Source organism: Streptomyces sp. NPDC028298 (genome assembly GCF_055565895.1).
This window is the reverse complement of sequence record NZ_JBVHTL010000001.1, coordinates 1,778,567-1,796,709: the sequence shown is the minus strand read 5'-3', so window position 1 is coordinate 1,796,709 and position 18,143 is coordinate 1,778,567. Positions and strand designations below refer to the sequence as shown.

At 72.6% G+C, this 18,143-nt stretch carries 14 protein-coding genes; 8 read left to right on the top strand and 6 right to left on the bottom strand.

From position 1 onward, the window contains the following. Nucleotides 1-466: 466 nt before the first annotated feature. Complete coding sequence (locus ACZ4TO_RS07755; protein WP_382797201.1) at nt 467-1,360, bottom strand: hypothetical protein; 894 nt, start codon at nt 1,358-1,360, stop codon at nt 467-469. Then, the gene (locus tag ACZ4TO_RS07750; protein WP_382797199.1) at nt 1,357-2,436 is read right to left on the bottom strand and encodes an SPFH domain-containing protein; all 1,080 of its coding nucleotides are present in this window, start codon (nt 2,434-2,436) and stop codon (nt 1,357-1,359) included. Before ACZ4TO_RS07750 ends, ACZ4TO_RS07755 begins: the two co-directional genes overlap by 4 nt. 161 nt (nt 2,437-2,597) lie before the next feature. Between ACZ4TO_RS07750 and ACZ4TO_RS07745 the strand changes: the two genes are divergently transcribed. Further along, the gene (locus ACZ4TO_RS07745; protein WP_468023700.1) at nt 2,598-3,821 is read left to right on the top strand and encodes an arginine deiminase; all 1,224 of its coding nucleotides are present in this window, start codon (nt 2,598-2,600) and stop codon (nt 3,819-3,821) included. 200 nt (nt 3,822-4,021) lie between these two features. Continuing rightward, nucleotides 4,022-5,029 (top strand): ornithine carbamoyltransferase, encoded by a 1,008-nt coding sequence (gene argF / locus ACZ4TO_RS07740; RefSeq protein ID WP_468023699.1) that lies wholly within the window; start codon nt 4,022-4,024, stop codon nt 5,027-5,029. A 97-nt stretch (nt 5,030-5,126) separates the two neighbouring features. Here the strand turns inward: argF and ACZ4TO_RS07735 are convergent, their stop codons facing one another. Further along, entirely contained in the window at nt 5,127-5,582 is a 456-nt protein-coding gene (locus ACZ4TO_RS07735) for an ATP-binding protein (RefSeq protein WP_382797193.1), read from the bottom strand. A gap of 441 nt (nt 5,583-6,023) precedes the next feature. On the opposite strand from ACZ4TO_RS07735, the gene ACZ4TO_RS07730 reads away from it, so the two are divergent. Continuing rightward, nucleotides 6,024-6,851, top strand: a complete 828-nt coding sequence (locus ACZ4TO_RS07730) for an enoyl-CoA hydratase family protein (RefSeq protein WP_468023698.1) — start codon at nt 6,024-6,026, stop codon at nt 6,849-6,851. 7 nt (nt 6,852-6,858) lie between these two features. Further along, a complete protein-coding gene (locus tag ACZ4TO_RS07725) occupies nt 6,859-9,150 on the top strand; it encodes a bifunctional salicylyl-CoA 5-hydroxylase/oxidoreductase (RefSeq protein ID WP_468023697.1) in 2,292 nt (763 codons plus the stop codon). Here the strand turns inward: ACZ4TO_RS07725 and ACZ4TO_RS07720 are convergent. Then, on the bottom strand, nt 9,131-9,985 hold the full coding sequence (locus ACZ4TO_RS07720) for a PaaX family transcriptional regulator (protein ID WP_468023696.1): 855 nt from the start codon (nt 9,983-9,985) through the stop codon (nt 9,131-9,133). The two genes, ACZ4TO_RS07725 and ACZ4TO_RS07720, sit on opposite strands and share 20 nt — an antisense overlap. Nucleotides 9,986-10,000: 15 nt before the next feature. Next, on the bottom strand, nt 10,001-11,737 hold the full coding sequence (locus ACZ4TO_RS07715) for an AMP-binding protein (RefSeq protein ID WP_468023695.1): 1,737 nt from the start codon (nt 11,735-11,737) through the stop codon (nt 10,001-10,003). 139 nt (nt 11,738-11,876) lie between these two features. On the opposite strand from ACZ4TO_RS07715, the gene ACZ4TO_RS07710 reads away from it, so the two are divergent. Next, nucleotides 11,877-12,992: an acyl-CoA dehydrogenase family protein gene (locus ACZ4TO_RS07710; RefSeq protein ID WP_382797182.1), complete on the top strand. Its 1,116-nt coding sequence runs from the start codon at nt 11,877-11,879 to the stop codon at nt 12,990-12,992. Further along, on the top strand, nt 12,989-13,387 hold the full coding sequence (locus tag ACZ4TO_RS07705) for a RidA family protein (RefSeq protein WP_382797180.1): 399 nt from the start codon (nt 12,989-12,991) through the stop codon (nt 13,385-13,387). Before ACZ4TO_RS07710 ends, ACZ4TO_RS07705 begins: the two co-directional genes overlap by 4 nt. Before the next feature lie 40 nt (nt 13,388-13,427). Here ACZ4TO_RS07705 and ACZ4TO_RS07700 read toward each other — a convergent pair whose 3' ends face one another. After that, the gene (locus ACZ4TO_RS07700; protein ID WP_382797178.1) at nt 13,428-13,622 is read right to left on the bottom strand and encodes a DUF5999 family protein; all 195 of its coding nucleotides are present in this window, start codon (nt 13,620-13,622) and stop codon (nt 13,428-13,430) included. A gap of 251 nt (nt 13,623-13,873) precedes the next feature. On the opposite strand from ACZ4TO_RS07700, the gene ACZ4TO_RS07695 reads away from it, so the two are divergent. Next, a complete protein-coding gene (locus tag ACZ4TO_RS07695) occupies nt 13,874-14,299 on the top strand; it encodes a DUF6299 family protein (protein ID WP_382797176.1) in 426 nt (141 codons plus the stop codon). 166 nt (nt 14,300-14,465) lie between these two features. After that, nucleotides 14,466-18,143, top strand: a complete 3,678-nt coding sequence (locus ACZ4TO_RS07690; protein WP_468023803.1) for a nitrate reductase subunit alpha — start codon at nt 14,466-14,468, stop codon at nt 18,141-18,143.

Below are 18,143 nucleotides of genomic sequence, written 5' to 3'. Positions count from 1 at the left end.
CGGCAGCCGAACGGCGAACCCACCCGGGCTGGGCGTTGAGTCCCGGGTGGGGAGAGCCCCGCAAGGGGGCGCGGGGAACGGCGCGCCCAGCCCCCACCGGGCGGACAGATGAACCGCGCACCCACCGGGCTCGGCAATCGCCGGGCTGGTGGGAGCCCCGTCAGGGGCGCGCCCAGCCCCCACCGGGGCCGCAGCCGAAATCGCGGTCCCACCGGGACCGGTAGTCACCACCCCGGTGGGAGCCCCGCAAGGGGCGCGGGGAACGGCGCGCCCAGCCCCCACCGGGCGGACAGCCGAACCGCGCACCCACCGGACCCGCAGCCGAACCACGCCCCCACCGGGGCCGCACCCGAACCCGCCCCACCGGGGCACACGCAACAGACCCCGCCCGGGGAGAGACCCGGTCCGGGGCGACGGGGCCCGGCGGGGTTCGGCGCGGCCGGGCGGCGAGGGAGCGAAGCGAGCCTCAGCCGACCAGGCGGAGCCGAACCCCGGCCACCCCCACCTGCACGGTCTGGCCCCACACCAACTCCACCGCATCCCCCTCCATCCCGTCCCCGAACACGATGAGCCGGTCCGACTCCACCGTCAGGGACAGCCGCCCGGACCCGGTGAGCTCACCGGCCACGAGCGAGGTGCCCGTGGCCGGCGAGGGCCAGGCCTCGCGGACGAACCAGAGCAGGCGCTCGTCCGTGGGCCCGGGCAGCGGCAACTGCTCCCCCCGCTCCTGCCACACCGAGCGCAGCCAGCCGGTGGCCCCGGTCCCGGTCCCCACCAGCACCCCGGAGGACGCCTGGGGCTCGACGGCACCCCCGTACTCGTCGAGCCCCAGCCGATAGCGGGCCGTCTGATGGCCCGCGGCTCCCAGATAGATCTCGTTCAGGGCGACCAGCCGCTGGGTGTCGTCCGCCACCGCCTCGACCATGGTCAGTTCGTCGGCGGCACCGCCCCGCGCCGAGGCGAGCAGCGCGCCCGCGTCCCCGGGCCGGTGCCGCACGAGCACGCCCGGATTGCGCCCGGGGTCGGCGTCGATCCCCACGACCGGCTGACCGGCCAGGTACTTGGCGACGTTCGCGACCAGCCCGTCCTGGCCGACGACGACGACCACGTCCTCCGGCGCGAACAGGAAGCGGTCCAGATCGGCCCGCTCCACGCGCGCCTGACGCCAGGTCAGCGGAATGGCCGCCACCACCGCGGCGAGCGCCTCGCGGGCCCGCCGGTGCCGCTCGGCGACCTCCGCGATGTCCCGGCCGCGCGAGGACAGGAAGAACGCCGCCTGCCCGTGCGTGCCGTGCCGGGCCGTCAACTCCTCGTACTCCGTGGTCCGGTGGACGATGACGACCCGGGGCGCGAGACTCACGCCGAGTCCCCGGCGCTGCCGTTGCCCAGCTTGGCGAGCAGCCCGGTGAGCACGTCGGGCGAGAGCGTGAGGTTCTCGATCCGCGGCAGGTTCTCGGCGAGCCGGCTGCCGGTCAGGGCGTGCAGCGTCGCGACATCCACGTCGCCGTGGACCCGCAGCCAGGCCGCCTGCGCCTCGGCCCGTGCCGCGCCGACCTCGCGCTCCGCCTGCGCCTCGGCCCCCGCGAGCCGCACCTTGCGGGTGGCCTCCGCCTCGGCGAGCCGCAGCGACCGGGTGGCCTCGGCCTCGGCCAGCCGGACCGTGCGGGCCGCCTCCGCCCCGGCGCGCACCGCGTCCGCCGCCGCGAGCTCCTCGGCCTCGCGGCGCGCGTTCGTACCGCGCTGGTCGACCAACTGCTCCTCGCGCCGGGCGAGTTCGATCTGGCTGTGGAGTTCGTTCTCGGCGATGGCGCGCTCCCGCTCGACGGCGACCGCCCGGCGTTCGTACGTGGCCTTGTCCGCGTCCTGCTGGATCTGCTCGCGGGCGGGGGTGCGCAGCGCCCGTTCCACCTCGGGCTCCGGCCGCAGCGCGACGACCCGCACCGCGACGACTTCGAGGCCGGTGGCGGGCAGCCGGGGTTCGCCGGCGAGGCCGTCCGCGATCCGCTCCCGTACCGAAGCGACACCGTCGACCAGGGCGGACGCCAGTGTCGTACGGGCCAGGACGTCGAGCGCGTGCTGCTGGGCCGTCTCGGTCAGCAGTGAGCCGAGCTGCTCCAGCGGGGTGCCGCGCCAGGCGCCGGAGTCGGGGTCTATGGAGAAGTCGATGCGGGAGGCGGCGACCGCGGGGTCGCTGACCCGGTAGGTGACGGTCGCCTGCACCGCGACGTCCTGGAAGTCGGACGTACGGGCGTGGAAGGTCATCGCCAGCTCGCGGTCGTCGACGGGGACCTCGGAGAGCGCCGCCGTCAGCGAGCGGTACCAGAAGCTGAGCCCGGGGCCGTCGTGGACCAGTTGCCCCGACTTGTGGTGCCGGACGTGGGCGGTGGGCGCCCCCCGCAGATGGCGCCAGCCGAGGCGTCGCGTGATGTCGGCCATGAGTACCCCCTCGACGCCGGGTCGGCCCGGCGGTTCCGCTCTTCGTTGTCGTCATTGAGACGATAATGAGTTCACCGCTTATCGTCAAGGGGACGAAATGAATGCGGTGCGGCTGACGCGAACCACGGGTGAACACGCGTCCGGATGGTCAGGATGGAGACATGGGATTCCACGTCGACTCCGAGGCCGGGCGGCTGCGCCGCGTCATCCTTCACCGGCCCGATCTCGAGCTCAAAAGGCTCACCCCCAGCAACAAGGACGCGCTGCTCTTCGACGACGTGCTGTGGGTACGCCGGGCGCGCGCGGAACACGACGGGTTCGCCGACGTCCTGCGCGACCGTGGGGTCACCGTCCACCTCTTCGGCGACCTGCTCACCGAGAGCCTGGCGTTCGCGGAGGCCCGGTCCCTCGTCCTGGACCGGGTCTTCGACGAGAAGGAATACGGGCCGCTCGCCACCGACCACCTCCGGGCCGCCTTCGAGGCCATGCCCGCCCAGGAGCTGGCCTCGGTGCTCGTCGGCGGCATGACCAAGCGCGAGTTCCTGGACGCGCACGCGGAACCCACCTCCGTGCGCTTCCACGTCATGGACCTCGACGACTTCCTCCTGCGGCCGCTGCCCAATCACCTCTTCACCCGTGACACCTCCGCCTGGATCTACGACGGCGTCTCCATCAACGCCATGCGCTGGCCGGCCCGGCAGCGCGAGACCGTGCACTTCGAGGCGATCTACCGGCATCACCCGCTGTTCCGCGAGGAGGGCTTCAACCTCTGGTCGGAGGGACAGGCCGACTACCCCTCCACCATCGAGGGCGGCGACGTCCTGGTGATCGGCAACGGCGCGGTGCTCATCGGCATGAGCGAGCGGACGACGCCCCAGGCCGTCGAGATGCTCGCCCACAAGCTGTTCGCGGCCGGCTCGGCCCGCACCATCGTGGCGCTCGACATGCCCAAGCGGCGCGCGCTCATGCACCTCGACACGGTGATGACGATGGTCGACGGCGACATCTTCACCCAGTACGCCGGGCTCGGCATGCTCCGCTCGTACACCATCGAGCCGGGTGCGGGGGACAAGGAGCTGAAGGTCACCGACCATCCGCCGGAGCACATGCACCGCGCCATCGCCGCGGCGCTCGGCCTCAACGAGATCCGCGTCCTGACCGCCACGCAGGACGTCCACGCGGCCGAGCGGGAGCAGTGGGACGACGGCTGCAACGTCCTCGCCGTCGAGCCGGGCGTCGTCATCGCCTACGAGCGCAACTCCACCACCAACACCCATCTGCGCAAACAGGGCATCGAGGTGATCGAGATCCCGGGCAGCGAGCTGGGCCGCGGCAGGGGTGGCCCCCGCTGCATGAGCTGTCCGGTCGTTCGGGACCCGGTCTGAGGGGCCGGCGCGAGAGGGGGCGTACGAGTCGGGGCACCCTTACGAATGGGAGGGACCCGTGTGAGTCAGGGGCCCGTGTGGGCCGCGAGGCGAGGCCCACACGGGGAGTCGAACGACCGACCGCATATAAATGCTGAGCGTCGTATAGAATTTCAGACGTCCGGCCCCGTCCTCGTCCCCGTCATCCCTGGAGCGCCCCCATGGCGACAGTCCCGACCGCCCTCGCCGGCCGTCACTTCCTCAAGGAGCTGGACTTCACGGAGGAGGAGTTCCTCGGCCTGGTCGAGCTGGCCGCCGGACTCAAGGCGGACAGGAAGCTCGGGGCGGAGACCCGGTATCTCTCGGGCCTGAACATCGCGCTGATCTTCGAGAAGACCTCCACGCGCACCCGCTGCGCCTTCGAGGTCGCGGCCGCGGACCAGGGTGCCTCGACGACGTACCTGGACCCGTCCGGTTCCCAGATCGGACACAAGGAGTCCGTGAAGGACACCGCCCGCGTGCTCGGGCGGATGTTCGACGCGATCGAGTACCGCGGTGACAGCCAGGACGCGGTGGAGGAGCTGGCCGCCCACGCCGGAGTGCCGGTCTACAACGGCCTGACCGACGCGTGGCACCCCACCCAGATGCTGGCCGACGTCCTCACGATGACCGAGCACTGCGCCAAGCCGGTCGGCGAGATGACCTTCGCCTACCTGGGCGACGCCCGTTTCAACATGGGCAACTCTTACGTGGTCACCGGCGCGCTGCTCGGCATGGACGTGCGGATAGTGGCCCCGCGGGCCTACTGGCCGGCCGACGACATCGTCGCGCGGGCCCGCGAACTCGCCGTGAAGAGCGGAGGCACCGTCACCCTCACCGAGGACGTGGCCGAGGGTGTCCGCGGCGCCGACTTCGTCGCCACCGACGTCTGGGTCTCCATGGGGGAGCCCAAGGAGGTGTGGGCCGAGCGCATCGAGGCCCTCGCCCCGTACGCCGTGACCATGGACGTGCTGCGCGCCACCGGGAACCCGGACGTCGGCTTCCTGCACTGCCTGCCGGCCTTCCACGACCTCGGCACCCGGGTCGGCCGCGAGCTGTACGACGTCTACGGGCTCGACTCGCTGGAGGTGACCGACGAGGTCTTCGAGTCGGCGCACTCCGTGGTCTTCGACCAGGCCGAGAACCGGCTTCACACCATCAAGGCGATCATGGTCGCCACGCTGGCCTGATCCTCCGCAGACCCGTAGACCCGTAGACCCGTAGACCCGTAGACCCACAGGTCCGTACGCGGGCGCCTGGATCGAACGTCGTGTCGCGGGCCGGCGCCTAGAGGGCCGGCCGGCGCTGGGCGGGGATCACCGGCAGCCGGAACCAGACCGCCTTGCCGGAGTCGGTGGGACGGTGTCCGCAGGCCGAGCTGAGGGCGCGGAGCAGCAGCAGACCGCGCCCGTGCTCCTGCCAGGGGTCCGGCTCGCCGGGCGGGTGCGGCAGGGTGAGATCGTGCGGCGGCACCGGGTCCGGGTCGTGCACCTCGACCCGGCAGCCGGTCGGCATCAGCTCGACGACCAGCTCTATGGGGCCGTCACCCGCGGTGTGCTCGACGGCATTGGCGACCAGCTCCGCGGTGAGCAGCTCGGCGGTGTCGCTGTCGGCCGCGTGCTCCCGTTCCGCGAGTGCCGTGCGGACCAGGGCGCGCGCCACCGGCACGGCCGCGACGGTGTGCGGCAGCGCGATGCGCCAGGAGGCGGGTGCTGGGGTGTCGGGCAAGGCGAGTCCGTTCATGGAGCAGGCTGTCCTGCTTACAACCTAAGGAATGGTACGGCTCCACCGGCCGAACGCGCGCGGTGGGCTTTCTCGGGACATCGGCCGATGTGTTCCGCGGGAGGGAGGCCTCCTTTCGGGACGTTCGGTCGGATACGGGCTGTCTACCCGGACGAACGGCCCCTCTCCCGTGTTCCCTCCCGCCGTTACACGGCTGTCGAAGGCCCGTGACGGGGTGACGGACCACGGCTCCCCGGCGTCCCTGTGTTCACGGCCTGTCGCGGGTCGCTCACCACCCGCGACCGTTCTTTCATGTCTCGTAGGCATCACGTTTTCGCGGCGTCGCCCCGACATCCCGCCTCCCTATCGCCCTATCGCGCACTCGTGACGACGGTCACGAACAGGTGATAACTTGGTGGGACAGCCGTATCGCGTCGCCCCCGCCCTAGGAGGCCGCCCGCCATGAGTCCCTTCACCGGCTCCGCCGGCCGCACCGCCGACTGGCAGCATCTGAGGTACGAGCTCACCGACGGCGTCGCCACCGTCACCCTGGCCCGCCCCGAGAAGCTGAACGCGCTCACCTTCGGTGCCTACGCCGACCTGCGCGACCTGCTCGCCGAGCTGTCCCGCGAGCGGTCCGTGCGGGCCCTGGTGCTCGCCGGCGAGGGCCGCGGATTCTGCTCCGGCGGCGACGTCGACGAGATCATCGGCGCGACCCTCTCCATGGACACCGCCCAGCTCCTCGACTTCAACCGGATGACCGGGCAGGTCGTCAGGGCCGTACGGGAATGCCCGTTCCCGGTGATCGCGGCGATGCACGGGGTGGCGGCGGGCGCCGGAGCCGTGCTGGCGCTGGCCGCGGACTTCCGGGTGGCCGACCCGAGCGCCCGGTTCGCGTTCCTCTTCACCCGGGTCGGGCTGTCCGGCGGCGACATGGGCGCGGCCTATCTGCTGCCCCGCGTGGTCGGACTCGGCCACGCGACCCGGCTGCTCATGCTCGGCGAACCGGTGCGGGCGCCCGAGGCCGAACGCATCGGGCTGATCAGCGAGCTCACCGACGAGGGGCACGCCGACGAGGGCGCGCAGGCGCTGGCCCGCCGTCTCGCCGACGGTCCGGCCCTGGCGTACGCCCAGACCAAGGCGCTGCTCACCGCCGAACTGGACATGCCGCTCGCCGCCGCCGTCGAACTGGACGCGGCGACCCAGGCCCTGCTGATGAACGGCGAGGACTACGCCGAGTTCCACGCCGCCTTCACGGAGAAGCGGGACCCCAAGTGGCGGGGGAGGTGAGCCCGCGATGCGAGCGAAGGCCGATGTGAGGCGGGTCGCGGTGATCGGCGGCGGCCCCGGCGGACTCTACGCCGCGGCGCTCCTCAAACGCCTCGGCCCGGACCGCGAGATCACCGTCTGGGAACGCAACGCGCCCGACGACACCTTCGGCTTCGGCGTCGTCCTCTCGGACGAGACCCTGGGCGGCATCGAGCACGCCGACCCGGTCGTGTACGCCGCGCTCCAGGCCGAGTTCGTCCGCTGGGACGACATCGACATCGTGCACCGCGGGGTCCGGCACACCTCCGGCGGCCACGGCTTCGCCGCGCTCGGACGGCGCCGGCTCCTGGAGATCCTGCACGAGCGGTGCCGCTCGCTCGGTGTCGGCCTGCGCTTCACCACCGAGGCCCCGCCCGTGGACGAACTCATGGCGGAGTACGACCTCGTGGTCGCCGCCGACGGTGTGCACAGCCTCACCCGCGCGGCCCACGCCGAGGTGTTCGGGCCGTCCGTCGAGGAGCACCGCTGCCGCTACATCTGGCTCGCCGCCGACTTCGCTTTCGACGCCTTCCGCTTCGAGATCGCCGAGACCGAACACGGCGTGATGCAGCTCCACGGCTACCCGTACGCGGCCGACGCCTCCACCGTCATCGTCGAGATGCGCGAAGAGGTCTGGCGCGCCGCGGGGTTCGCGGACCTCGACGAGGCGGAGTCCGTCGAGCGGTGCGGCAAGATCTTCGCGGACGCGCTCGGCGGACGCCCGCTGCGCGCCAACAAGTCGACGTGGACGACCTTCCGCACGATCGTCAACGACCGCTGGTCGCACGGGAACCTGGTCCTGCTCGGCGACGCGGCGCACACCGCGCACTTCTCCATCGGCTCCGGTACGAAGCTCGCCGTCGAGGACGCGCTCGCGCTGGCCGCCTGCCTGGAGGAACGGCCCTCGACGGCGGAGGCGCTGGTGGCCTACGAGGAGGAACGGCGCCCGGTCGTCGCCTCCACCCAGCGCGCCGCCCGCGCCAGCCTCGACTGGTTCGAGGACATCGGCCGCTATCTCGCCCAGCCCACCCGGCAGTTCGCGTTCAACCTCCTCACCCGCAGCCGCCGCGTCACGCACGACAACCTGCGGCTGCGTGACGCGCGCTTCGTGGCCACGGTCGAGCGCGAGTTCCGCTGCCCTCCCGGCACCCCGCCGATGTTCACCCCGTTCCGGCTGCGCGGACTGACCCTGCGCAACCGTGTCGTCGTCTCGCCGATGGACATGTACTCGGCCGTGGACGGCGTGCCCGGCGACTTCCATCTCGTCCATCTGGGCGCCCGGGCCCTGGGCGGCGCGGGACTGGTCATGACCGAGATGGTGTGCGTCAGCGCGGAGGGGCGCATCACGCCCGGATGCGCCGGTCTCTACACCGCCCGGCAGGCCGAGTCCTGGCGGCGGATCGTGGAGTTCACGCACCGTCAGGCCCCGGGCTCCGCGATCGGCCTCCAGCTCGGCCACGCCGGCCGCAAGGGCTCGACCCGGCTGATGTGGGAGGGCATCGACGAACCCCTGCCGGACGGCAACTGGCCCCTCGTGGCCGCCTCCCCGCTCCCGTACCGGCCCGACAGCCAGACCCCCCGCGAGCTCTCGCGCGCCCAGCTCACCGATCTGCGCGAGCAGTTCACCGCGGCCGCCTGCCGCGGGGCCCGCTGCGGCTTCGACCTGCTCGAACTGCACTGCGCCCACGGCTACCTGCTCTCCGGCTTCCTGTCCCCTCTGACCAACCGGCGGACCGACGCGTACGGCGGGTCGCTGGAGAAGCGGCTGCGCTTCCCCCTCGAAGTCTTCGACGCGATGCGGGCGGTGTGGCCCGCCGAGCGCCCGATGACCGTCCGCATCTCCGCCACCGACTGGGCCGAGGGCGGCACCACGGGCGACGACGCCGTCGCGATCGCCCGGGCCTTCGCCGCGCACGGCGCCGACGCGGTGGACGTGTCGACCGGCCAGGTCGTGGCGGACGAGCGCCCCGAGTACGGCCGTTCCTACCAGACGCCGTACGCGGACCGGATCCGGCACGAGACCGGGATCCCGGTGATCGCCGTCGGCGCGATCTCCTCCTGGGACGACGTCAACTCCCTGATCCTGGCCGGGCGGACGGACCTGTGCGCGCTCGCCAGACCGCATCTGTACGACCCGAACTGGACGCTGCACGCGGCCGCCGAACAGGGCTACGAAGGGCCGGGCGCCCACTGGCCGATGCCCTACCGCGCGGGCAGCCGCCGCCCCCAGACCGGCCGCACCGACGCGCCGCGACCCCGGCTCACTCTGGGCGGTCGGTAGCCTCCGGGCGCCCCGGGCGCGGAGGCACTCCGGCGAACTCCGCGCCCGCGTCCCTCAGCCGCTCGTGCAGGGCCCGGAAGACGGTCGCCGAACGGGCGCCGGGCCAGTCCTCGGGGAGCAGGGCCGCGGGCAACCCCGGGTCCGTGTACGGGAGATGGCGCCAGGAGTCGAGGGCGAGCAGATAGTCGCGGTAGGCCTCGTCGGGCGGGGTGTCCGTCCGGTCCTCCCAGGTGTGCAGCACCCGCGCGTGCCGGCCGAGGAACGCCTCGTGCTCCTTGGCGATCGCGGTCAGGTCCCACCAGCGCGCGACCGCGTCGGCCGTGGCGGCGAACCCCAGGTGCTCGCCCCGGAACAGCTCCACGTACCCGTCCAGGCGCAGTCGTTCCAGGGTGTGCCGGGTCTCCTCGTACAGCCGTGCCGGGGCGATCCACACTCCGGGAGCCGCCGTGCCGAAGCCGAGACCGGCCAGCCGCGAGCGCAGGACGTGCCGCTTCTGCCGCTCCGACTCGGGTACGGAGAAGACGGCGAGCACCCAGCCGCCGTCCTCGGGAGGCGTCGTCGCGTACACCCGGCGGTCGCCGTCGTCGAGCAACTGCCGTGCGTCCGGCGACAACGCGTATCCGGCCGCGCCCGCCGCGGTGCGCGCCGGCTCCAGCAGCCCGCGCCGCTTGAGCCGGGACACCGACGAACGCACCGAGGGCGCGTCCACACCGACCGCGGCGAGGAGCCGGATCAACTCGGCCACCGGTACCGGGCCGGGCGCGAAACGGCCGTAGGCGCCGTAGAAGGTGACGATGAGGGACCGGGGGGCGTGGTGCTCTGACACGTTGATCACTCTAGTGCGCGAAGATCACTTGGGATCGCCGTCCGCGGGCAGGACGCCCTCGGGCGCGGAGACCGGCTCGCGCGGAACGGGGGCCGACGGGGCGCCCGCAGCGCCGTCGGAAGCGGTCTCCTCCCGCAGTCTGAACCTCTGGAGCTTGCCCGTGGCGGTCCGTGGCAGCGCGTCCAGGAAGACGATCTCGCGCGGGCATTTGTACGGCGCCAGCTCGGACTTGAGGAAGGCGCGCAGCGCTTCGCCGTCCCTGCGGGCGCCCTCCCTCACCACGGTGTAGGCCACCACGATCTGCCCGCGGGCCTCGTCACTCCGCCCCACGACGGCCGTCTCCACGACGTCCGGGTGCCGCAGCAGCGCGTCCTCGACCTCGGGGCCCGCGATGTTGTACCCGGCCGAGATGATCATGTCGTCGGCGCGGGCCACGTAGCGGAAGTAGCCGTCGGGGTCGCGGACATAGGTGTCACCGGTGATGTTCCAGCCGCCGCGTACGTACTCCCGCTGCCGGGGGTCGGCGAGATACCGGCAGCCGACCGGGCCGCGCACGGCCAGCAGGCCGGGTTCGCCGTCCGGCACCGGCGTCCCGTCGGTGTCGACCACACGCGCCTGCCAGCCCGGCACGGGCCGGCCCGTCGTGCCGGGACGGATGTCCCCGTCGGCCGCGGAGATGAAGATGTGCAGCAGCTCGGTGGCGCCGATGCCGTTGATGACGCCGAGTCCGGTGCGGCCCTGCCAGTCACGCCAGGTCGTGGCGGGCAGGTTCTCGCCGGCGGACACGCAGCGGCGCAGCGACCCGATGTCGTACGCGTCCGCCTCCGCCATCTCCGCCAGCATCGCCCGGTAGGCGGTCGGCGCGGTGAACAGCACGGAGACGCGGTGTTCGGCGATCGCGGGCAGCAACTGCCGGGGGCCCGCCTGTTCGAGCAGCAGGGAGCAGGCGCCGGCGCGCAGCGGGAAGACCACGAGACCGCCGAGCCCGAAGGTGAAGCCCAGGGGAGGGCTGCCCGCGAACACGTCGTCCTCGCGCGGCCGCAGCACGTGCTTCGAGAACGTGTCCGCGATCGCCAGCACGTCGCGGTGGAAGTGCATACAGCCCTTGGGCCGCCCGGTGGTGCCCGAGGTGAACGCGATCAGCGCCACGTCGTCGGCGGCCGTGTCCACCGCGTCGAAAGGCTCGTCCGGGGCGCCGGTGATCCGCAGCAGCAGATCGTCGGGCGCGTCACCCCCGTACGTCGTGACCCGCAGCCCGGGGACCTCCGCCTTGACCAGGTCGTCGACCGAGCGGACGTCGCACAGGGCGTGCGTCACCCGTGCGATCGAGCAGATCGTGCCCAGTTCGTGCGGCCGCTGCTGCGCGAGCACCGTGACGGCGACCGCGCCCGCCTTCAGCACCGCCAGCCAGCAGGCCGCGAGCCACGGGGTGGTCGGGCCGCGCAGCAGCACCCGGTTGCCCGGCACGACACCCAGTTCGCCGGTCAGCACATGGGCGATCCGGTCGACCCGGGTGCGGAGCTGTCCGTACGTCCACGGCGCGCCGGACGGCGTACGGAACACCGGGCGTCCGGGGTCGGTGTCCGCGAGGAGTTCGGCGGCGCAGTTGAGCCGGACGGGGTAGCGCAGCTCGGGCAGGTCGAAGCGGAGCTCGGGCCACTGCTCGGGGGGCGGGAGATGGTCGCGCGCGAAGGTGTCGACGTGGGCCGAGCGTGCCGGCCCCGGAATGTCTGCGGGATCCAGGGGATCCACAAGGTCCATGGCGTCTCGCCCCCTTGCCTTGGTGGGCTGCCTCGGTGGGCGTCGTGGTGGGCTCGCACAAGGAGCGTATCGTGTTGGTGACGACAGTCAACGGTTCGCGATAACGTGGGTGGCGTCCGATGGGGAGAGAGGACGGGCAATGACCGCATTCTCGCTCGAACCGGGGCAGACCGCCTGGTGTGCCGAGCTGCGCGCGCACGCCGCGGACCGACTGCGCCCCCTCGCCGACAAGGGCGAGCCGGGCCACGTCAACCGGCCGCTCGTCGCCGAACTCGGCCGGCTCGGACTGCTCTCCCGCCTCTTCACCTCCGGCGCCCTCGACCTCTGCCTCATGCGCGAGTCCCTGGCCCAGGTCTGCACCGAGGCCGAGACGGCACTCGCCCTGCAAGGACTCGGCGCCCATCCCGTCCACGCGTACGGCACCGACGCCCAGCGCGGACACTGGCTGCCCCGGGTCGCTGACGGCACCGCCGTGGCGGCCTTCGCGCTCAGCGAGCCAGGCGCAGGTTCGGACGCCGCCGCCCTCGCGCTCCGGGCGGACGAGGACGGCGCCGGCGGCTGGCGCCTCACCGGCGAGAAGTGCTGGATCTCCAACGCCCCCGAGGCCGACCTCTACACCGTCTTCGCGCGCACCGCGCCCGACGCCGGAGCCCGCGGTGTCACCGCCTTCCTCGTCCCCGCCGACCGCCCCGGCCTCACCGGCACCCCGCTCGACATGCTCTCCCCGCACCCCATCGGCGCCCTCGCCTTCGACGCCGTACCCGTCACGGCGGACGACGTGCTCGGCGAACCCGGCCACGGGTTCCGGGTCGCCATGGGCACCCTCAACCTCTTCCGGCCCAGCGTCGGCGCCTTCGCCGTCGGCATGGCCCAGGCCGCGCTGGACGCGACCCTCGCGCACACGGCACGGCGCGAGGCGTTCGGCGGCCCGCTGAAGGACCTGCAGACCGTGGCCCACCAGGTCGCCGAGATGGCGCTGCGCACCGAGGCGGCCCGGCTGATGGTCTACGCGGCGGCGGCGGCGTACGACGCGGGGGCGCCGGACGTGCCCCGGCGGGCGGCGATGGCGAAACTGCTCGCGACCGAGACCGCGCAGTACGTCGTGGACGCGGCCGTCCAGCTCCACGGAGCCCGCGCCCTGCGCCGGGGCCATCTGCTCGAACACCTCTACCGCGAGGTGCGCGCACCGCGCATCTACGAGGGGGCCAGCGAAGTCCAGCGGACCATCATCGCGAAGGAGTTGTACCGCGTATGACCGTCGAGCGCGTCAATCCGTCCGAGCTCTCCCCGCCGGCCGGGTTCTCGCACGCCGTCGTCGCCACCGGCTCCCGCGTCCTCTTCCTGGCCGGACAGACCGCCCTGGACGTGGACGGGAAGGTGGTGGGGGAGACCCTGCCCGCCCAGTTCGAGCGGGCGCTGGCCAATCTGCTGACCGCGCTGCGGGCGGCCGGCGGCACTCCCGCGGACCTCGCCCGGGTGACCGTCTACGCCACCGACGTCGCCGACTACCGTGCCCACGCCGCCGAACTGGGCGGCATCTGGCGCCGGTTGGCGGGACGCGACTACCCCGCGATGGCCGTCGTCGGCGCCGTGCGCCTGTGGGACGAACAGGCGCTGGTCGAACTCGACGGCTTCGCCGTGCTGGCGTAGGACCGCGGGGCGCGGCGGAGAACGCGGATCACGCCGGGCGTCAGGCCGCGACGGCCAGCCGGTCGGCGAACACCCGGTGCGGAGCGACCACGCTGCCGTCGGGGAGCAGTTCACCGCTGTCGTCGAAGACGATCGCGCCGTTGCACAGGAGGTTCCAGCCCTGCTCGGGATGGGCCGAGACGATGTGCGGGGTGGTGGCTTCCGCGGACGGGCACGAAGACCGGTGAGAACACATGGTGCACCTCCACGTGGGATGCGAAGAGTGTCGGCGGCGCTGTCGTCGCCCTCGCATACACAGACCATGCGCGCGCGGCGAACTGATCGGAACACCCGGCCGTGAAGCGTGACAACACGAGGACAACTCTCGGACGTCCCCATGACGGACGGCGCCAACTCGCCACCAAAGGGGTGATGATCACCGGCCCCGGGGCCTTGGACCGGTACCTGTTGAGCACCCTTGCAGGTCCCCGTTCCAGGAGGTACCCCATGTCGTTCCGCCAGGCCGCAGGCGCCGCCGCCGGTGCCGCGCTGCTCCTGTTCCTCGCCCCGTCCGCCGTCGCCCTGTCCGCCTCGTCCGACGAGGTCACCGTCGACCCGACCGGCACGGTCGCCGCCGACGGCACCATCACCCTCTCCGGCACCTACCGCTGCACCGGCGCCTCCGGGCCCGTCTTCGTGTCGTCCTCCGTGTCCCAGGACGACCCCCGGGTCAAGCAGGGCATCGGCGGCACGACGGCCCTCTGCGACGGCGCCGAGCACACCTGGACCAACTCGGAGAAGCCCGTCCCCAGCACCCTCAAGGCGGGCCCGGCCCACGTCCAGGCCACCCTCATGGAACTGAGCACGACCGGCCTCCCGCTCCCGTCGTTCCACGCGGTGCGGGACCAGGACATCACGGTCGTCAAGGGCTGAACGAGCCCGCGGAGGAGCCGCCGGCACCACGACCGGCGGCCCACCTTGCCTCCCTCGCCCGTTCAGCCCCCCACGCATGCGGACCCCGCCCATGAATGGTCCGCTGGGCTGAAGCCGGCCGAGAGGAGCGTCCGTGTCCGCGACCCAGGGCCGAGGTACCGGTGGGATGGACGGCACGGCCAGTGAGCTGCTGTTGCGTACCGGGCGGTTCTTCCGGCGGGGGGAGACCTCCGCCGATCTGCGCACGCTCTCCAAGGAGGGCGGGCGGGGCGGTGACGTCTTCTACCGGGACCGGTGGAGTCACGACAAGGTCGTGCGCTCCACCCACGGGGTCAACTGCACCGGTTCCTGCCGGTGGAAGGTGTACGTCAAGGACGGCATCATCACCTGGGAGACCCAGGAGACGGACTATCCGAGCGTCGGCCCGGACCGTCCCGAGTACGAGCCGCGCGGCTGTCCGCGCGGGGCCGCGTTCTCCTCGTACACGTACTCGCCGACCCGGGTGCGCTACCCGTACGTCCGCGGTGTGCTCCTGGAGATGTACCGGGAGGCGAAGGAGCGAACCGGCGACCCGGTCACCGCGTGGGCCGACCTCCAGGCCGACCCCGAGCGCCGACGCCGCTACCAGCGGGCCCGCGGCAAGGGCGGCCTCGTGCGGGCTAGCTGGGCCGAGGCCCTGGAGATCGCCGCCGCCGCACACGTCCACACCATCAAGGCCCACGGCCCCGACCGCATCGCCGGCTTCTCGCCCATCCCGGCGATGTCCATGGTCTCGCACGCCGCCGGCGCCCGGTTCCACTCGCTGATCGGCGCTCCCATGCTGTCGTTCTACGACTGGTACGCCGATCTGCCGGTCGCCTCCCCGCAGGTCTTCGGCGACCAGACGGACGTCCCCGAGTCGGGGGACTGGTGGGACGCGGCGTACCTGATGATGTGGGGCAGCAACGTCCCGGTCACCCGTACGCCGGACGCCCACTGGATGGCCGAGGCGCGCTACCGCGGCCAGAAGGTCGTCGTCGTCTCCCCGGACTACGCCGACAACACCAAGTTCGCCGACGAGTGGCTGCACCCCCACCCCGGCACCGACGGAGCACTGGCCCTCGCGATGGGGCACGTCGTGCTCAAGGAGTTCTTCGTCGACCGGCAGGTGCCGTTCTTCACCGACTACGTCCGGCGCTTCACCGACCTGCCGTTCCTCGTCACCCTGCGGGAGCACGACGGCGGCCACGTCCCGGACAAGTTCCTGCGCGCCTCCGACCTCGGGGACACCGCCGAGGGCGCCGAGTGGAAGACGGTCGTCCTCGACGACGCCACCGGCCGGCCGGAGGTCCCCGGCGGGTCGCTGGGCTTTCGCTGGACCGCGTCGGGCGAGGGCCGGTGGAATCTGGAACTCGGGGATCTGGAGCCACGGCTCTCGCTGTACGGGCGGGACGGAGCCGTCCCGACCGAGGTGCTGCTGCCCCGCTTCGACACCGACGGCGGGCCGCACGGCCAGGGCAGCGGTGCGGTCCGCGCCGCCGGCGTCCCCGCCGCGCGCGTCGGCGGCCGGCTCGTGACGACCGTCTACGACCTGCTGCTCGCCCAGTACGGCGTCGCCCGCGAAGGGCTCCCCGGGGCCTGGCCCGAGGGCTACGGCGACCCCGCCGTCCCCTGCACGCCCGCCTGGCAGGAGGTCCACACCTCCGTCCCAGCCGCGGCGGTCGTCCGCACCGCGCGGGAGTTCGCGGACACCGCCGAGCGGTCCCGGGGCCGCTGCATGATCCTCATGGGCGCCGGCACGAACCACTGGTTCCACTCCGAGACGATCTACCGCGCCTTCCTCGCCCTGCTCCAGCTCACCGGCTGCCAGGGCCGCAACGGCGGCGGCTGGGCGCACTACGTCGGCCAGGAGAAGTGCCGACCGGCGACCGGCTGGGCCACCCTGGCCGCCGCGTCCGACTGGTCGCGTCCGCCGCGCCAGGCGATCGGCACCGCCTACTGGTTCCTCAACACCGACCAGTGGCGGTACGACCACTACCGCGCCGACACCCTCGCCTCCCCGCTCGGCACCGGAGCGTTCGCCGGGATGACGGCCGCCGACTGCCTCGCCCAGGCGACCCGTTCGGGGTGGATGCCCTCCTACCCCACCTTCGACCGCAATCCGCTCGACCTGTGCGACGAGGCCGGCGACCAGGACCCGGTCGCGTACGCGGTGGACCAACTCCGCTCAGGCAAGCTGGGATTCGCCGGAGAGGACCCCGACGCGCCCGCCAACTGGCCACGCGTCGTGACTCTCTGGCGGGCCAACCTGCTGGGCTCGTCCGCGAAGGGCGCCGAGTACTTCCAGAAGCACCTGCTCGGCACCACCTCCTCGCTCGGCGCCGAGGAGGCCGCGCCCGAGGAACGCCCCCGCGACGTCCGCTGGCACGAGAAGGCCCCCGAGGGAAAGCTCGACCTGCTGCTGTCCCTGGACTTCCGCATGACGTCCTCCACCCTCATGTCGGACATCGTCCTGCCCGCCGCGACCTGGTACGAGAAGCACGACCTCTCCAGCACCGACATGCACCCCTACGTGCACTCCTTCACCCCGGCCGTCGACCCGCCCTGGCAGGCCCGCACCGACTTCGCCGCCTTCCACGCCCTCGCCCGGTCCTTCTCCGCGATGGCGGCGAAACACCTGGGCGTGCGCCGCGACCTCGTCGCCACCGCTCTCCAGCACGACACCCCGGCCGAGACCGCACAGCCCGGGGGCGTCGCCCTGGACTGGCGGCGCGGCGAGTGCGAGCCCGTACCGGGGAGGACGATGCCCCGACTCACCGTCGTGGAGCGGGACTACGGCGCCGTCGGCGAGAAGATGGCCACCCTCGGCCCGCTGGCCGAGAAGCTCGGCCTGCCGGTCAAGGGCATCACCTTCGACGTGGCGGAGGAAGTGCGGCTGCTCGCCGACCGGCACGGCACACGCAGTTCGGGACCGGCCGCGGGCCGGCCGCTCCTCGACACGGCCGTCAAGGCGGCGAACACGATCCTCGCCCTGTCCGGCACCACCAACGGCCACCTCGCCACCCAGGGGTTCCACACCCTCGAGCGCCGCACCGGGCAGCCGATGGCCCACCTCGCCGCAGAGCACGAGGGCAAGCGGATCACGTACGCCGACACCCAGGCGGCACCCGTGCCGGTCATCACCTCGCCGGAGTGGTCCGGCAGCGAGGCGGGCGGGCGCCGCTACACCGCCTTCACCCTCAACACCGAGCACGCCAAGCCCTGGCACACCCTCACCGGCCGCCAGCACTTCTTCCTCGACCACGACTGGATCCACGAACTCGGCGAGGCCCTGCCGGTCTACCGGCCGCCCCTGGACATGCGCCGGCTCTTCGGCGACCGGATCTCCACCGGCGAGGACGGCCAGGCCGAGGTCACCGTCCGCTACCTCACCCCGCACAGCAAGTGGTCCATCCACTCCGAGTACCAGGACAACCTGCTGATGCTGTCGCTCTCCCGCGGCGGCCAGAACATCTGGATGTCCCCGCAGGACGCCGAGGCGATCGGCGTGCGCGACAACGACTGGATCGAGGCGGTCAACCGCAACGGTGTCGTCGCGGCCCGCGCGGTCGTCAGCCACCGCATGCCGCGCGGCACGGTGTACATGCACCACGCGCAGGACCGCGTCATCGCCACACCCAGGACACAGACGACCGGCAGACGCGGCGGGACCCACAACTCCCTCACCCGGCTGCTGCTCAAACCGAGCCATCTCATCGGCGGATACGCCCAGCTGAGCTGGGCGTTCAACTACCTCGGTCCGACCGGCAACCAGCGCGACGAGATCACGGTCGTCCGGCGCCGCACCGAACCGGTGGAGTACTGA

What these genes read in the sequence shown, in the direction of transcription:
- ACZ4TO_RS07750 (WP_382797199.1), bottom strand. Translation starts at nt 2,436, where the DNA reads ATGGCCGACATCACGCGACGCCTCGGCTGGCGCCATCTGCGGGGGGCG.
- ACZ4TO_RS07745 (WP_468023700.1), top strand. Translation starts at nt 2,598, where the DNA reads ATGGGATTCCACGTCGACTCCGAGGCCGGGCGGCTGCGCCGCGTCATC.
- argF (WP_468023699.1), top strand. Translation starts at nt 4,022, where the DNA reads ATGGCGACAGTCCCGACCGCCCTCGCCGGCCGTCACTTCCTCAAGGAG.
- ACZ4TO_RS07735 (WP_382797193.1), bottom strand. Translation starts at nt 5,582, where the DNA reads ATGAACGGACTCGCCTTGCCCGACACCCCAGCACCCGCCTCCTGGCGC.
- ACZ4TO_RS07730 (WP_468023698.1), top strand. Translation starts at nt 6,024, where the DNA reads ATGAGTCCCTTCACCGGCTCCGCCGGCCGCACCGCCGACTGGCAGCAT.
- ACZ4TO_RS07725 (WP_468023697.1), top strand. Translation starts at nt 6,859, where the DNA reads ATGCGAGCGAAGGCCGATGTGAGGCGGGTCGCGGTGATCGGCGGCGGC.
- ACZ4TO_RS07715 (WP_468023695.1), bottom strand. Translation starts at nt 11,737, where the DNA reads ATGGACCTTGTGGATCCCCTGGATCCCGCAGACATTCCGGGGCCGGCA.
- ACZ4TO_RS07710 (WP_382797182.1), top strand. Translation starts at nt 11,877, where the DNA reads ATGACCGCATTCTCGCTCGAACCGGGGCAGACCGCCTGGTGTGCCGAG.
- ACZ4TO_RS07705 (WP_382797180.1), top strand. Translation starts at nt 12,989, where the DNA reads ATGACCGTCGAGCGCGTCAATCCGTCCGAGCTCTCCCCGCCGGCCGGG.
- ACZ4TO_RS07700 (WP_382797178.1), bottom strand. Translation starts at nt 13,622, where the DNA reads ATGTGTTCTCACCGGTCTTCGTGCCCGTCCGCGGAAGCCACCACCCCG.
- ACZ4TO_RS07695 (WP_382797176.1), top strand. Translation starts at nt 13,874, where the DNA reads ATGTCGTTCCGCCAGGCCGCAGGCGCCGCCGCCGGTGCCGCGCTGCTC.
- ACZ4TO_RS07690 (WP_468023803.1), top strand. Translation starts at nt 14,466, where the DNA reads ATGGACGGCACGGCCAGTGAGCTGCTGTTGCGTACCGGGCGGTTCTTC.